This window comes from Rhizobium sp. BK049, from assembly GCF_014193135.1.
Classification (GTDB): Bacteria; Pseudomonadota; Alphaproteobacteria; order Rhizobiales; family Rhizobiaceae; genus Rhizobium.
Genome location: NZ_JACHYV010000009.1, coordinates 118793 through 133908, shown reverse-complemented (window position 1 = coordinate 133908; position 15116 = coordinate 118793). Strand labels below are relative to the sequence as shown.

Sequence of the window (15116 nt, the reverse complement as noted above, 5' to 3'; positions counted from 1 at the left end):
CTTGCTCCTGTCAGTTCTCCCATTCCGCTTCCGCGATCGAACTCGCCATCAGATTATCCGCGCCATTCGATTCCGCAGGCACAGTTAGGGTGACAAGTTCGCTGCGGCCGCTCAACTCCAAATCATAAAGCTTGTGAACATGCGTCGCGCTGTGAACTTGTTGGATCGCCTCGCCATCCGTCCGTTGGAAGAAGGCCTTCTCGAATTCGATGCTGTCGGTACCGAACGCGACCATGGTGCAGGCATGCACAGATTTGCCGTTCAGGGTGTGCTTGCTGATCTCCAAGATCATTTGCTGCGGCAGGCCGTTGCCAGATACAGCCCATCCCTCGACGGCTTCCAGATTAGCGAGAGGAACAAGCCCGACAAGCATCTCCGTGGGAAGCGGCAACCAGCGGTTCGTCTCGGCGATCGCGACCGTGCGCTGATAATCAGGTCCGCGCGACAAGCAGAAGCGATCGAAAAAACGAAACACGGAACCGCCGTCCTCCGCCTGCGAACCTGACGCGAGGCAGAGGAAAGCCAACTCCATGATTGCTGTGGCGCGTGCCATCTTCGTCTGATTGCGGCGTATCTGAACCGGGATTGGGTGTCCGTGTCGTCGGACTTCACTTGGCGTCCGCGAGGATCGCCGTCTTCATCTGTCCTCACAACGTATTTAGGGCACTTCGATCGACCAGCAACCAGAAAGCCTCTCCGCATCAGCCGCGCCGGTCCGAGCCGCCCCTCGCTTGTGAGATGCGCTCTTAGAAGAAGATTTCATGGATAGCCACCGCGAGCAGAATCGCGCCGGCGGCTGCCTCGATGGTCTTGGAGGTCACAGCCAACAGTCTGGGACGCGTCCTCAACAGCCTTGCGAGCTGCTCCCGGAACGCCACGGAGAGGAGCGCCACCGCGGAGAGCGTCACGCCGACGCCGATCATCATGGAGACGGCGAAAAGGATGCCCGTGACCACCACCTGATGGATCATCGCGAAGGTCATGACGAAGAGCGTCAAAGGGCAGGGGATCAGCCCGGCCATGAATCCGACGAGGATGCCTTCTCCGCTCGAATGGGTGTGGGCACGCCGGAACAGCGCGCTCCCCAGCATCCACAGACCGATCACGCCCAGCAGTCCTCGGCTGAGCGCCTGGAGGGCGGGGGCCGAACCCGTGTCAACGAAGGAGTGCGAGACCAGCGGCAAGGCAAGCAGAGCGATGAGGACGGCCATCGCAACGTGGGTGAAGGAGAGCGCCATGGACACGAAGAGGGCGCGATGCGCCTTCATCGACGAGCCTGTCAGATAGGTGGCGAGGACGGACTTGCTATGCCCCGGCGTCAGGGCATGGACTGCCCCGAAGGCAATTCCCATCGGCAGGAATGCGAGGAATGCGAGCCATCCACCTCCGCCCGCGAACGACTTTATGTGGTCCGCAAAGGCGAGGTAAATCTCCCGCTGGAATTCGACGATCTGCTGCCAGGGCATCAGGCCAGCCCTATGGTTGCGGCCGCCAGCACGATATAGCGTCCCACCTTCGCAACGGCCACCAGCAGGACGAACGTCCGGAGAGGCTCCCGAGGACACCGGCGACGACGGTGATCGGATGGCCGACTATCGGCAGCCAGCTCGCAAGCAGCGACCACTTGCCATAGCGCCGATACCATTCCTGCGCCCGCTGCAGCGCGGCGGGGGAGACGGGAAACCAGCGGCGGTCCTTGAAACGTTCGATCCAGCGCCCGAGGAACCAGTTGGCCACCGATCCAGAGACGTTGCCGAAGCTGGCGACGGTGACGAGCAGGATCGTCGAATGCCGTTCCGTGAGAATGAGGCCGACGAGGGCCGCCTCAGACTGCATCGGCAGGATGGTCGCGGCCGCGAATGCGGCGAGGAACAGTCCGCCATATGCGGCGACATCAAGCATCGGCCTATAGGTATTTCGTGATCGTCTTGAACTCGTCGATCGACTGCCGCTTGTCGAGCGGCAGGGCGCCGACCGTCTCCTCGAGGCAGTGGTCGAGATGGTCCTGGATCAGCGTCCGCTTGGCGTTCACGATCGCCTTCTCCACGGCAGAGAGCTGCTGGGCGATGTCGAGGCACGGCTTGCCCCCCTCGATCATGGCGATGACGCTGCGAAGGTGGCCTTCTGCACGCTTGAGGCGCTTGACGATTTCGGGATGGGTGGCATGCGTGTGCGGTTCGGTCATCGTGTCCATTTCCGGTCCGGAAAGCTCCATTGCCTCGCGGCCCGCCGGACGTTACGCCGCCGGAGCCGCCGTGGGAAGGTCAATGATGGTGCCCTTCCGGTTCTTCCATTCGGAACGGAAGGTCATCGACCTCGATGCCCGCCATCAGCTTCAGCACAGCGTCGAACTCGTGAGGTTCGGCGGGTGTGAGCGTGCTGATCAACGCATGATGATCCACGCACGAGGGAAGAAGCGGCAACCGTTCCACGCCGCTTTCGCGGGCGATTTCGACGACCGCCTCCAGTCCATGCGCGTGCTTCGAGATCGAAAGCCGCATGCGCTCACCCCCGGGCGTATCGATAATCTCCAGCAGTCCGGTCGCCAAACGGGAACTTACCGTGAACGGAGCCGGGGCATGGTGATGTCCGTGTCCGTGATCAGCCGCGGCAGGAACGCCGGCGAATCGAGCTGGATGGTCGCCGTGGCGAGCGCAGGCAGGTGGGCGGTCATCTCGTTCCGGAGAGCGGTGACCACCGCATTCGCCTCGGCGACCGTCTTGGACGGGTCGACGGAGATCGTGACGTCGGCATGCAGCTTGTGGCCCAGCCACCGTGCCTTCACGTCGACGACCCGGTCGATTCCATTGACGTGCTCCGCAGTGTGACGGACTTCCTCCGCCGTTCCCGGCTCCACGCCGTCGAGGCTGCGGGTGATGACGGACCGCGCCGACTGCCAAACGATGCCGAAGATCGCGATGGTGATCAGCAGGCCGATGATCGGATCGGCGAGCGGGAAGCCCATCCAGACCCCGACGGCGCCGAGCACTACCGCCAGGCTCGTGAGGCCGTCTGTGCGGGCGTGGTAGCCGTCGGCGATCAGGGCGGCGCTGTTCATCTGTCTGCCCACGCGGATGCGGAACACCGCCACGGCCTCATTGCCGATGAAGCCGATCACCCCGGCGAGGGCCACCGCCAGAAGCTGCGTGATGGGCTGCGGGTTCATAAGGCGGTCGATCGCCTCGTATCCGGCGACGATGGCGCTCAACAGGATGATCAGAACGATCACCATCCCGGCAAGGTCCTCGACCCTGCCAAGGCCATAGTTGAAAGTCCTGGTCGGCTTCCGGCGGACGAGCGTGAAGGCGATCCAGAGCGGGATGGCGGTGGCGGCGTCGCCGATGTTGTGGATGGTATCTGCCAACAGAGCGACGCTTCCCGAAGTGAAGACGACGACGAGCTGCAGCAACGCGGTGATCGCCAGGATGACGAAGGACCATTTGATCGCCCAGATACCCCGCTCCGAAGATGCGATGCTCGGATCGATGACGCCGTGCGTGTGGCCATGGCCACCCTCGTCTCCATGCGAGTGAGAATGCGAGCCGTGGTTATGGCCGTGGGCGTGATCGGAGTGGCCGAAGCCGAACCATTGCTTGACGTTGGCGAACATTGCAGACCTCCAGGGGATAGTTGCCTACCTATCCTCCTGGAGGGGATACGTCAATTTGGAACGCCCGGGGCTATTCCGCGATTAGCGGCACGCAACCGGGTGGACCCGCCAGCGCTCAATCCTTGACGGGTTCGCCAAGTGTATGCATCAGGCGGTTCGCCCAGCCAAAGATCGCAGACGATAGGACAAGGTCCAGGGATTCAAGCTCGGAAAGGCCGACGTTGGCTAGATCCTGGGCATCCGCCTGCGTAGCTCTCGGGGGCGTCGTCGACAGATGTGCAGAGAAGTCGAAGATCGCCTGCAGGTGCTCGTCGAGTTCCGCACCGAGTTCATCGGCGAAGATCGCGTCGATCACGTCGGTCCGCTTGGTATAGTTGATGAACCGGGACGCGTGGACGGCGGCGCAGTAGACACAGCGATTGACGACAGACGCGGCCGTGGCTCCCAACTCGCGCTCGCCCAATGAAAGCCCGTCCTTCCCGTACATGATCAGATTGAACAGTGGGGAGCGGACCGCAAGCGATTCCGGGTCGTGTGCGAGTGTCAGGACATAGGTCGAGATGCCCTTGTTGGACGGCGTAACCTGCATCGCTTCGCGCTGTTCCTCGGTGGCGGTCTCAAGATCGACTGGAACAACATAAGGCTGCCAGCGCGGAACCGTGGTGGTGAAGCTGTGTACGACGTTGCTCATTGTCTTGCTCCGATCAGCGCCAATCCGGCGATGACGCGCACCTGGTAGTTCACGAAGGCGGCCAGCTCCGAAAGGCGGACGATGTCGGCGTCGCCAACGCCGACGCTTCGCAATGCTTCGATGTGGCCATGGGTTGAATCGCGCGGCGCCAGGGTCAGTCGGTCGGCGTGACGGACGATCTCGGCCGTCCGGCCGTCATCAACGTTCGTGCCGGGTTGCGCGAGCAACGCAGTTGACTTTTCTGCAGCCCGTTTCACCAGTCCGTCATAGTGATCGGCAAGCGCTTCGTTGCCGTTGTGCCGGGCCATCCGCGCGGCGAGAGCGGCTCGCAGCCCATGCGACAGTCCGCCCGGATCGCGGGGAAGAAGCACCGCGTCGTGGGCGGCCTCGCTCAGGCGCAGAATCTCGGCACGCTTCTCCATCGCTTCGGCAAGGGCCGAACCAGGTCTGACGGCGGCGAGGGTTTCGATGAGTGTCAAAAGAGGCTCCTTTGCATCTCGCGGAGAGCACCAGATAGGCCTCGCCATTGTCCATGTCAAATTAGCATGGCCGGTGGAATTCTATGTGAAATAATTATCTATTCTCCAGTGATTTTATAGAAAACTCATGCTTTAATAACATGAAGGACAATGGTTGATGTCATATATGCATGGAAACTCGATCGACATCCGACAGCTTGAAGCCTTCGCGGCGGTAATGTCCGCAGGGAGCGTAACCGGCGCGGCTCGCCTGCTCGGGCGTTCCCAGCCAGCAGTTTCGCGACTGATCCAGGACCTCGAGGCCGATCTCGGCTACGCGCTTCTTCACAGAAGCAGCGGCCGTATCCAGCCGACATCGCGCGGTCTGCGCTTTCATGCTGAGGTGGAGCGTCATCTTGCCAGCCTCATCCATATCCGTGAACGGGCGGAGGCGATCGGCCGGGACGAGCCGGCGACGCTGACAGTCGCCGCGACGCCGTCGCTTGCCGCAGGGATCTTGCCGCAGGCGCTGGCAGCCGTCCCAGGCGATCTCATTCCCCGTCATCTCCACGTCCAGGCGCTCGCGGCGGAGAATGTGGTTCAGGCGGTGGTCGCCCGTTCGGCGGATCTCGGGATATCGAGCCTTCCGCTCGAACATCCCGGCCTCGACATCCACTGGATCGCGGAAGCGCCCTGCGTCATCGCCATCAGTGCTGGCGATCCTTTAGCCGCGGACGAAGTCGTTCGTTTGGCGGATCTCGCAGATCGACGGATCATCACGCTCGCCAATCCCTATCGTCTCCGTCATCGCATCGACGAAGCGCTCGATCGGGTAGGAGTCGCGCCGGAGCGCATCATCGACGTGAATGCTTCGCTGACAGCGCTTTCCCTCGTCCGCGCAGGACTAGGCGTCGCAATCGTCGAGCCTGCGACTGTCTGCGGCGTGCCATTGGATGGCATCATGATGCGCGCGATTGACCAGACCATACCATTCCTGTTTGGCGCGATCTCCGCTGCAGCACTGCCGCTCACACCGACGGTCTCTGCGGTGATCGATGCGGCGCGAGCGGAAGCGCTGGCGATGCCCGGCTGCCGTCTGCTGGAGGCGAACGGCTCGGATGCGCTGGCAGACACCATCTACGGGCAGGCCGCCATTGATGAAGGAGCGTCGGCATGAGCGACCTCTCCATATTCCCGGATACCCTCGATGCCCTCGAGGAGCGCCTGCGCCAGGACCTCTCATGGTTGGAATTGCCCGCCAAGGCCTGGGTTCCTGCTCGTGAAGCCGATGGCCAGGATGTTGTCGACGTTGTCATCATCGGCGGCGGCATGGCGGGCCTCGTCGCCTCCGGAATGCTGAAGCGCCTCGGGGTTGCCAACCATCTTGTCCTCGACAAAGCGGCCGCAGGGCAGGAAGGGCCGTGGGTCACATTCGCCCGGATGCGGACGCTTCGGTCTCCCAAGCAGCTCACCGGTCCCGCGATGGGACTGCCAGCTCTCACGTTCCGCGCCTACTACGAAGCGCGCTTCGGCCGCGAGGCGTGGGACGCGCTAGACCGGGCGCCGCGTGAAATCTGGATGGAGTATCTCATCTGGTACCGGAAGGTGCTCGAGCTGCCCGTAAGGAACGGCGTTTCGGTTCACGCGATCCTCCCCCGCGAGGACGGCATGCTTGATCTCGTGTGCAGTCAAGATGGTGCTAAGGACACGATTATTGCGCGCCATGTGGTGCTGGCGACCGGGCGCGATGGTCTCGGCGGTCCGTTCGTTCCTGATATCGCGGACCAAGTCGACCGCAAGTTCTGGGCGCATACCGCCGACGAAGTCGATTTCTCGGCGCTCCGCGGCAAGCGGGTAGGGGTGATCGGCGCTGGTGCATCGGCCATGGACAATGCCGCGACCGCTCTCGAAGCCGGGGCCGATCGTCTCGAGATGTTTGTACGGCGCAAGGAACTGCCGCGGATCAACAAGTTCACCGGCATCGGCAGCCAGGGCGTGGTACATGGATTTGCCGGGCTGCCAGACGAATGGAAGTGGCGCTTCCTGAACTATGCCATGGGCCAGCAGACGCCTCCGCCGCGGCCGAGCGTCCTGCGGGTGAGTTCGTTCGAGCAGGCTCACCTTCATCTCGAGAGCCCGATCACCGCCCTGCGGCAGGACGGCGACCACGTCGTCGTGACCACGCCGCGCGGCAGCTATCCGCTCGACTTCCTCATCTTCGGTACTGGCTTCAAGATTGACTTGGCCAATCGGCCAGAACTGGCGGCCTTCGAACCACACATCCGTCTCTGGCGGGACCGTTTCCCGACGCCATCAGGAATGGAAAATGGAGAGCTCGAAGGGTCGCCCGATCTCGGAGACACGTTCGAGTTCCTTGAGAGGGAGCCGGGTTCGTGCCCGACCTTGGCGAAGATCCATTGCTTCAATTTCCCGGCAACGCTCAGCCACGGCAAGCTGACGGGCGACATCCCGGCAATCAGCGAAGGTGCAGACCGCCTGGCACGCGGGATCGTCAGATCACTCTTCGTCGAAGACCGCGAAAAGCACTTTGCAAACCTCCAGGCGTTCGACACGCCGGAACTGCTCGGCGACGAGTGGGCCGATGACGATACCGAAGCGCTTCCCAAACTATCCTCCGAAAGGACCTGAGACCCGAAATGCTTGAGATCAAGAACCTGAAGCTGTCCTACGGCAGCACCCAGATCCTGAACGGCGTCGATCTCTCGGTGAAACGAGGCGACGTAGTTTCGATCATCGGTCCGAGCGGGACCGGCAAGACGACGCTCTTGAAGTGCATAAATCACCTCGTCAAGCCGCAGTCCGGGAAGATCGACTTCGACGACATCAGGATGGACTTCGCACGCCCGGACAAGGCGGCCGTACAGGCGATCCGCCTGCGCACCGCGATGGTGTTCCAGCAGTTCAATGTCTTCAAGAACATGACGGTCATCCAGAACGTCATGGATCCGCTAATCGTCGTGCAGGGCAAGTCGAAGGAAGAGGCTCGCAGCGTCGCGCTGCAGGAACTCGAGCGGGTAGGGCTTTCCGACAAGCTCGACAACTATCCGTCCCAGCTTTCCGGCGGACAGCTCCAGAGAACGGGTATTGCCCGAGCACTCGCGGTCAAGCCGGACGTGATGCTCTTCGACGAGCCTACATCCTCGCTTGATCCCGAGCTCGTGAACGAGGTGCTGAAGGTGATCAAGGATGTAACGTCCTCGGGCATCACTTCACTTCTCGTCACCCACGAGATGCAGTTTGCGAAGAACATCTCGAACCGCATCGTCTTCATGGACCGGGGTGTCGTCGCAGCCGACGGCAGTCCGTCCGAAATCTTCGATAGCCCTTCCAACCCGCGCCTCGCTCAGTTCCTCAATTCCGAACGCGCGATCCAGTAAGAAAGGATGCCTGACATGACTTCTATGAGTTCAATCTCTCGCCGTGGTCTCGGTCTCGCCGTAGCAGGCGTCGCGATCGCATTCGCAACCGCCTCGTTCGCAGAGGACGTCCGCACGATCAAGATCGCCACCGCGGCCGAATCCAAGCCGCTGTCCTGGGGCGCGATCGGCGTGGAGCCGCAGGGCTACGAGCCGGACGTGCTGAAGGCCGTCAACGCCAAGCTTCCCCAGTACAAGTTCGTGATGGAAGGCGCGGCCGACATCGCGCAGGAAACCGGTCTTGCGACGGGCAAGTACGACGTCGCGACTGGCGGCTACTACCGTGCTCCGGCTCGTGAGAAGCAGTTTCTCATCCCGGAAGCTCCAATCGGCGCCAGCCTGATCAAGATCTACAGCCGCAAGGACAGCGGCATCAAGGAAATGAAGGACCTGGTCGGCAAGAAGATCGTTCCGGTGACGGCAGGCGGCGGCATCTACAAGTTCGCGACCGCCTGGCAGGAAAAGAATCCCGAATACAAGATCGAGATCACCGCTTCGAGCGCAGGCATCCCTTATCCGGACCGTCTGAAGGAAGTCGAGAACGGCAAGTACGATGCGCTCGTCCTTCCGTCCAATCTTGGCGAGCAGACGGTGATCGACGAGCAGAAGCTGAACCTTCAGGCGAGCGAGCCGGTCGCGATCAACAACACCTTCGTGCTGATCCACCGCTCGGAAGAGAACAAGGCGCTCGCCGACGGCTTCGATAAGGCACTGAAGGAGCTCAAGGCCGACGGCACGCTCGCCAAGCTCTCGCAGAAGTGGTTCGGCGAGGACATCACCACATACATGAAGTAACCCCAGGCTTCGAAGCCGGCGACCAGGCAAAGACTGAAAGAAGGAGCGTTCCCAAGTGGACCTTTCCATAATGATCCCCGAGTTGCTCTCGGCATTGCCGCTGACGCTTGCGATCACATTCACGGCCATGGCCGCCGGCTTCGTGCTGGCATTGATCGCGACGACGTTCCGGGTGCGCAGGATCCCGGTGATCAGCCAGTTGGCCGACCTCTACGTCTCCTATGCCCGCAGCGTTCCCGTCGTCCTTCAGTTGTTCGTCGCCTTCTATGGGCTTCCCGTGCTCGTCGGCCTGTTCGGTATCGGCGACTTCGTCTCGCCGACGATAGCCGCCATGCTGGGCCTCAGCCTCTACCATGGCGGCTATCTTTCGGAGGTCATGCGTCCGGCCTACCTCGCAGTCGAGCGAGGCCAGCACGATGCGGCGGACAGCCTGGGCTACACCTTCCGCCAAAAGCTACTGCGCGTCATCGCTCCGCAGGCCGTCCACATTGCGCTGCCGGGGTATGGCAACTCCATCATCTACCTGATCCACAACGTGGCGCTTGTCATGTACATCGGCGCGGCCGACGTCATGGCCACCGCCCACCTCGTGATGGAGCGGGACTACAACCAATACCAGTTCGAGACCTACCTCGTACTGGCGGTGCTGTACTCGGTCCTTTGCCTCATCGCCTGGGCGGTCGTGAGGTCCTTCGAGCGTCGGTCGGGAAGATATGTGCCCGGCGACGCGACGATCCGTGCCCCGCTGATGGCCAGCGTCTGATCGAGGAGGGAAGGCATGATTTTCGACAGCGAAGTTCTTCTCCCCGACCTTTATGAGATCCTCGGCGCTGTGCCGCTGACGCTTGCCATGGCGCTCGCAATCTTCGTCCTATCGACGATCGTCGGCAGCCTGTTTGCCATGGTCGAGTATCGGAAGATCCCGGTGCTCCGCCAGCTCGTCGTCGCCTACAAGGTCGCCTTCAAAGGCGTGCCCATGGTGATCGTTATCTTCCTTGCCTACTACGGCCTGCCGTCGTTTCTGCAGTTCACGACGTCGCTCGTCGGCATCGACTATAACGGCCACTCCACGCCCAACTGGGTGACCTTGATCGTCGCTCTCACCGCCTGCGTCGCAGCCTTCCAGGCCGAAGTCGTGAAGGGCGCCCTAAATTCTTTCGACACGGGGCAGGCGGACGCCGCCTATTCGCTAGGCTACAAGAAGAGCCAGCTCTTCCGCCGGGTCATGCTGCCGCAGGTGATCGTTGCCGCCATCCCGGATCTCGCCAACTCCTTCATGGTCATCATGAAGGCGCTGTCGCTCGGCTTCGCCATCGAGGTGGTCGACATATTCGCACAGTCGCAGTTGACCGCGGCGCTGAACTTCTACTACCTCGAAGCCTTCCTGGTCGCCGTGGTGATCTACATGGTGATTGCCTATGCCGTGACCCAAATCGCCGACAGAACGGAACGAGCTCTCAGAGTACGGACCTGAGGGGGCATGCGCCCGCTGCAGCTGACGCTGCCCGCGCCCGCCGGCGCAGCGTCAGCGCTGCGTCCGCAGGCGGTAGCCGATGAACTTCCGCCGGAGGCAGGCAATGCACTTCAGGATTCCTCGGGCGGCTTGAGGTGGCGGAACTGCAGCAACAGCAAGAGGTCGTATATGATCTTTAGGCCGGCGCAGATGACAAGCGGCCAGGCCCGATAAGACGCGGCGAAAAGAGCGCCGGCCAGCGCAGGGCTGGCAGCCGATGCGAGGCTGCGCGGCATCGATGTGAAACTTGCGGCGGCGGCTCGCTCCGCCTCGGTGACAACAGCCATCACGTAAGAAGACCGGGTTGGCACATCCATCTGCGAAAGCGCGGCCCGAACCAGCAGCAAGGCGAGCACCAACGGCAAGGTGGGAGCGAATGCGGCAAGGCCGAGAGCTATGCTTGATGGAATGTGGGTGAACACCATGGTGTTCACGAGACCAATCCGCTTCGATAGCCGGGCGGCGACAGGAAACGAAAACGCCGACAGCACTCCGGTCCAGAAGAAAAACACTCCAGCCTCGGACAGCGAAAGATCGAATCGTTCGAACAGCCACAGCGCGAGCAAGGACTGGACCACGAAACCTCCGGCGAAGGCGTCGAGACTGAAGAGGGCTGCGAGCTTCATGACGATGGCGCGCGAAGGTCCGAATGCCGCCGGCTTGTGGTCTTCGTGCGTCACCGGGCGAGGCGGTATGCGGGCATAAAGAAGGCCGCCAAGAATGCCAACGAGTGCATAGAGAACGAACATCAGCCTGATCGAACTCAGTTGCGTCATCCCGAACCGCGTCATGACGTCGGGCAGCGCCGCGGCAAGCGCGCCGCCGGCGCTTGCGAGCGCTCCGACCAGGCTGTAGCGCGCAAACATTCTCGTTCGATCGGCGTTGGTCGCCTCCCGGGCAAGGACCGCATGTTCAAGCGGCACGAAGATGCTCACGCTGCCTGCCGACGGGTTGATCGTGCCGGCAAAGGCGACGGCGAGCAGCCAGGTATAGTCGTTGATCATGGGCATGGCGACACCGGTGGCGACCATCAGGCCGGCGGCTGCCAAAAGCAGGCGGCGGAGATCATGATGCGCGCCGAGAAATCCGATGATGATCGTCAAAAGCGCGGATCCGAAGAGGGATGCCGTTGCAATGACACCGACCTGCAGGGGCGAAAATCCAAGAGCAAGGAGGTAGACCGGCAACAGGATGGCCACGAAACCGTCGCCGAAGTCGCGTAACGAGCGCGCCGCAAAAAGCCAAGTCGCCGGCTGAACGCTTCGCGCCTGTCCCATTGTCCTCGATCTCATCCTGCTTTCCGAAAATCAATTCCGATTTTCGGGCCGATGCGCCAGGCCACCCTACTTTTTAACCGTGCGTGGGCGCCAGCCGGGAACCGTTATTTCCGCTTGAATTTCTGCGACGCTGCGAAGGCGCGGCCAATGTCGAAGGACGGCAGTTGCAGCGGGGTATGGGACTCGCGGAAAACCAGTCCGACGAGGTTATCGATGACGAGGATGAAGCCGAGCGCCAGACCGAGATAAAGCAGAGCGGCGATGAGCAGGAGCGATATTTCCATGGCTCACACGATTACGTTGGAAGCGTGGCTGCGGGCGGCAAGAGCCGTGACGAAGAGCATTTGGATACGATCGTTCATGGCTGCCTCCCTCGTTTCGCCATAAACAGTCTTTGTACGGTCTTGTTCCCGGCTTGCGGGCGAAGCCTCAAATTCTTTGGAAGCTTCAAAGCTTGCAGCGTCATCCGGCCATTGTTCGCCCCCAGCGCGGAAAACCCGTCTGCAAGCTTCTATAAAACACAACTAATTCAGACATATGACAAAGAAAGGCCGAAGGGCGCCACGCTGACGCCCTTTCAACGATGTAATCGGGATTCCAATATTCAGGTCGCCGTCTTGCGGCTTGCAGTCCGCTTGGGCGCCGGCGTGACGACGCCGTTCGTCTTGGCTCCTGGGGCGGCCTTCGTGGTCGTTGCGGCGCGCTTGGCCCGGGGTTTGGCCTCTTTGCCGTTGGAAGAGGAGCCTTCGAGCGCGTCGCGCTCGTGGCGTGCCTGTTCCCAATGGATGGAATCCCGTCCTGTCGGATAGCCCTCTTCTTCCCAGAGGGCGTATGCACGTTTTTTGATCCACTCTTCCCGAGTTTCTGCCATCGCTGATCTCCAGTCACATTTTGCCGTCGTTCGAACGCGATACTGTCAGGATGGTTCCAGAGGAGGGGCGCGGTTTCAAGCGAAATCGGAACGCAACCGCAAATATTTCGCATTGCAGCATATCAAGGTTGAGAATCGGCATTCATCGAAGTTGAAATTCCGCCGCCCTGTGCAGATCTGACACGAATGCCTGGCGCTGCCTTTGCTGCTCGGCCTCATCACGGATTCTCAGGAGATAGGAGGGGTGGATGGTCACCAGAACCGGCGGGTGGTTTGCAGGCTGCAGGACATGACCGCGCTCGGGCGTCAATTTCGCCTTCGGCCCAAGCAGCGCGTAAAGCGCGCTTGCGCCCAGCGCCACCACGAGTTTCGGCTGCAGGATGTTGAGCTCCGCGCCGAGCCACCAGGCGCAACGCCTTATCTCGCCGGCATTGGGTTTCGCATGCAGCCGCCGTTTGCCGCGCGGCGTGAACTTGAAGTGCTTGACGGCATTGGTGACGTAGCAGCGTTGACGATCCAGACCGGCCTCATCGAGACAGAGGTCGAGCAGATGGCCTGCCGGGCCGACAAAGGGCCTGCCGGTGATATCTTCCCGGTCACCCGGCTGCTCGCCGACAAGGACGATCTCTGCCTTTCCCGGACCTTCACCGAAGACGATCTGCGTCGCATTGCGATAGAGGTCACAGCGGGTGCAGTCCTCGGCCTGACGCCGGAGTTCGGCAATGCTTTCGGCATCCGCGACTTCGAGCGCCAAGGCAGGACCGACGCTTGCGGCGATGTTCATGATGGCGATCCTTATCTTCTGAGGAGGAATCGATCTCAACCAGGATTGTTCCGGCGATCGAATGGCCGCCACTTCCGGCAAAATAATCCCGAGGAGAAATTCGCGCCATGGGGGAGCGGCGGCATAATTGAACGCCGCCGTTTCGCGGCTATATTGGCCAGCGATGTTCTATCTCCTGTCGACTTACTGGCCGCATATCCTCTTTGTCGTTTCGATCGCCATGGGAGCCGCGGCGGCGATCCATGCCGCCATGACCAAGGAGGAGGTGCGCGCGGCAATCGGCTGGGTCGGCGTCATCATCCTCTCGCCTGTTGTCGGTGCGCTGCTTTATGCGATTGCCGGCATCAATCGCATCCGCCGCAAATCGCTGAGCATTCGCCGCGACGCTCTGCTGCTCGCGCCCGGGACCGACGAACTGGAGACGTTCGACGCCGACGCCGAGACCGTGATCAGTCAGTTCGGCCGCCGCTTTGCGGCGCTGCAGACGCTTGGCGACCGCGTCACACGCAACCCGCTGACCTCAGGCAATACAATCGACATGCTGGAGACTGGCGACGAGGCCTATGCCGCGATGAAATCCGCCATCGATGAAGCGGAGCGCAGCATCCTGCTCGAAACCTACATCTTCGACCGTGATGTCATCGGCCTGCGCATCGCCGATGCGCTGATTGCCGCGGTGAAACGGGGTGTGACGGTCCGGGTGCTGATCGACGCCGTCGGCGCGCGTTATTCGGTGCCGAGCATACTTGGCCATCTCAAGGAGGGCGGCGTCACCGTCGCTGTCTTCAACGGCAATGTCATCATGGGTTTGCGGCTGCCCTATGCCAATCTGCGCACCCACCGCAAGATCCTGATCGTCGACGGACGCATTGCGCTGACAGGCGGCATGAATATCAGGGCGGGTTTTAGCGAGGAGGCGACGGGGGAGACTTTTGCCCGTGATACGCATTTCAGCGTCACCGGCCCCGTTGTCGCCGATCTCTTCGATCTTGCCGCCGAAGACTGGCGGTTCACCACCGACGAACTGTTGAACGACGAGGCCTGGCGTATCGAACCGCCGCAGCGCAGCCCCGGCGACCCCATCCTGATGCGCGTCGTCGCTTCGGGACCGGACCGCAGCCTGGAAACCAACCATAAGATGCTGATGGGCGCCTTTTCTGTTGCGCGTCAATCGATCCGCATCATGTCGCCCTATTTCCTGCCGGACCGCGAACTCATCAGCGCCCTGGTGACGGCGGCGCGGCGCGGCGTTGAAGTCGATATCGTCGTACCGGCTCTCAACAATCTCATGCTGGTCGATCGGGCGATGACGGCGCAATTCGATCAGATTCTCAAAAATTATTGCCGCATCTGGCGCTCGACCGGCAGCTTCAGCCATTCGAAGCTTTTGACGATCGACGGCACCTGGGCCTATGTCGGCTCCTCCAACCTCGATCCACGTTCGCTCAGGCTGAATTTCGAGGTCGACCTCGAAGTGCTGAATGAGGGCTTTGCCGCCGAGATCGACGAGCATATCGAAGAAACCCTGAAATCGGCAACGCTGGTGACGCTGGACGGCTTACGCGCGCGGCCCTTCCCGGTGCGGCTGATCGAGAAGGTGCTGTGGCTTGGTTCGCCCTATCTCTGACGGATTTTTTGCATTCCGACATGGCAAGTTCCGCGCGGCCGCCTATACTGCCG

The 15116-nt window shown here is 61.6% G+C and carries 16 protein-coding genes and 2 pseudogenes; 7 read left to right on the top strand and 11 right to left on the bottom strand.

All coding sequences use genetic code 11. From position 1 onward, the window contains the following. Window positions 1-10: 10 nt before the first annotated feature. From FHT70_RS12220 to FHT70_RS12190, 7 genes and pseudogenes are all read right to left on the bottom strand, one after another. Window positions 11-553, bottom strand: a complete 543-nt coding sequence (locus tag FHT70_RS12220) for a hypothetical protein (RefSeq protein WP_183701320.1) — start codon at window positions 551-553, stop codon at window positions 11-13. Window positions 554-746: 193 nt separating this feature from the next. After that, window positions 747-1466 carry a sulfite exporter TauE/SafE family protein gene (locus FHT70_RS12215; RefSeq protein ID WP_183701317.1) on the bottom strand — a complete coding sequence of 240 codons (720 nt, stop codon included), beginning with the start codon at window positions 1464-1466 and terminating at the stop codon, window positions 747-749. Beyond that, window positions 1466-1902 (bottom strand): annotated as a pseudogene (locus FHT70_RS12210) (YqaA family protein). The gene FHT70_RS12215 and the pseudogene FHT70_RS12210 overlap by 1 nt, the downstream one beginning before the upstream one ends. A 4-nt stretch (window positions 1903-1906) precedes the next feature. After that, window positions 1907-2185, bottom strand: coding sequence for a metal-sensing transcriptional repressor (locus FHT70_RS12205; RefSeq protein WP_097600902.1), 279 nt, complete (start codon window positions 2183-2185; stop codon window positions 1907-1909). Window positions 2186-2264: 79 nt separating this feature from the next. Next, window positions 2265-3610 (bottom strand): annotated as a pseudogene (locus FHT70_RS12200) (cation diffusion facilitator family transporter). 115 nt (window positions 3611-3725) lie between these two features. Beyond that, window positions 3726-4301, bottom strand: coding sequence for a peroxidase-related enzyme (locus FHT70_RS12195; protein WP_183701314.1), 576 nt, complete (start codon window positions 4299-4301; stop codon window positions 3726-3728). Beyond that, entirely contained in the window at window positions 4298-4780 is a 483-nt protein-coding gene (locus tag FHT70_RS12190) for a hypothetical protein (RefSeq protein ID WP_183701311.1), read from the bottom strand. Before FHT70_RS12190 ends, FHT70_RS12195 begins: the two co-directional genes overlap by 4 nt. A 157-nt stretch (window positions 4781-4937) precedes the next feature. Between FHT70_RS12190 and FHT70_RS12185 the strand changes: the two genes are divergently transcribed. Genes FHT70_RS12185 through FHT70_RS12160 form a run of 6 tightly spaced genes read left to right on the top strand, consistent with a single transcriptional unit; the run spans window position 4938 to window position 10465 of the window. After that, a complete protein-coding gene (locus FHT70_RS12185; RefSeq protein WP_183701308.1) occupies window positions 4938-5936 on the top strand; it encodes a LysR family transcriptional regulator in 999 nt (332 codons plus the stop codon). After that, a complete protein-coding gene (locus FHT70_RS12180; protein ID WP_097600862.1) occupies window positions 5933-7408 on the top strand; it encodes an NAD(P)/FAD-dependent oxidoreductase in 1476 nt (491 codons plus the stop codon). The genes FHT70_RS12185 and FHT70_RS12180 overlap by 4 nt, the downstream gene beginning before the upstream one ends. An 8-nt stretch (window positions 7409-7416) precedes the next feature. Then, the gene (locus FHT70_RS12175; RefSeq protein WP_183701305.1) at window positions 7417-8157 is read left to right on the top strand and encodes an amino acid ABC transporter ATP-binding protein; all 741 of its coding nucleotides are present in this window, start codon (window positions 7417-7419) and stop codon (window positions 8155-8157) included. A gap of 15 nt (window positions 8158-8172) precedes the next feature. Then, window positions 8173-8991: an amino acid ABC transporter substrate-binding protein gene (locus tag FHT70_RS12170; RefSeq protein ID WP_183701302.1), complete on the top strand. Its 819-nt coding sequence runs from the start codon at window positions 8173-8175 to the stop codon at window positions 8989-8991. 55 nt (window positions 8992-9046) lie between these two features. After that, a complete protein-coding gene (locus FHT70_RS12165) occupies window positions 9047-9754 on the top strand; it encodes an amino acid ABC transporter permease (RefSeq protein ID WP_183701300.1) in 708 nt (235 codons plus the stop codon). An 18-nt stretch (window positions 9755-9772) separates the two neighbouring features. Beyond that, complete coding sequence (locus tag FHT70_RS12160) at window positions 9773-10465, top strand: amino acid ABC transporter permease (RefSeq protein WP_097600899.1); 693 nt, start codon at window positions 9773-9775, stop codon at window positions 10463-10465. Window positions 10466-10575: 110 nt separating this feature from the next. Here the strand turns inward: FHT70_RS12160 and FHT70_RS12155 are convergent, their stop codons facing one another. The 4 genes from FHT70_RS12155 to FHT70_RS12140 form a co-directional block, all read right to left on the bottom strand. Further along, window positions 10576-11781 carry an MFS transporter gene (locus FHT70_RS12155; RefSeq protein ID WP_183701486.1) on the bottom strand — a complete coding sequence of 402 codons (1206 nt, stop codon included), beginning with the start codon at window positions 11779-11781 and terminating at the stop codon, window positions 10576-10578. Window positions 11782-11885: 104 nt separating this feature from the next. Continuing rightward, window positions 11886-12065, bottom strand: a complete 180-nt coding sequence (locus tag FHT70_RS12150; RefSeq protein ID WP_183701297.1) for a hypothetical protein — start codon at window positions 12063-12065, stop codon at window positions 11886-11888. 320 nt (window positions 12066-12385) lie between these two features. Further along, window positions 12386-12652, bottom strand: a complete 267-nt coding sequence (locus FHT70_RS12145) for a DUF2934 domain-containing protein (protein ID WP_097600857.1) — start codon at window positions 12650-12652, stop codon at window positions 12386-12388. A gap of 142 nt (window positions 12653-12794) precedes the next feature. Next, window positions 12795-13436, bottom strand: a complete 642-nt coding sequence (locus FHT70_RS12140) for a UdgX family uracil-DNA binding protein (protein WP_183701293.1) — start codon at window positions 13434-13436, stop codon at window positions 12795-12797. Between the two features lie 163 nt (window positions 13437-13599). Between FHT70_RS12140 and FHT70_RS12135 the strand changes: the two genes are divergently transcribed. Next, window positions 13600-15063, top strand: coding sequence for a phosphatidylserine/phosphatidylglycerophosphate/cardiolipin synthase family protein (locus FHT70_RS12135; RefSeq protein WP_097600898.1), 1464 nt, complete (start codon window positions 13600-13602; stop codon window positions 15061-15063). The last annotated feature ends 53 nt before the right edge of the window (window positions 15064-15116 follow it).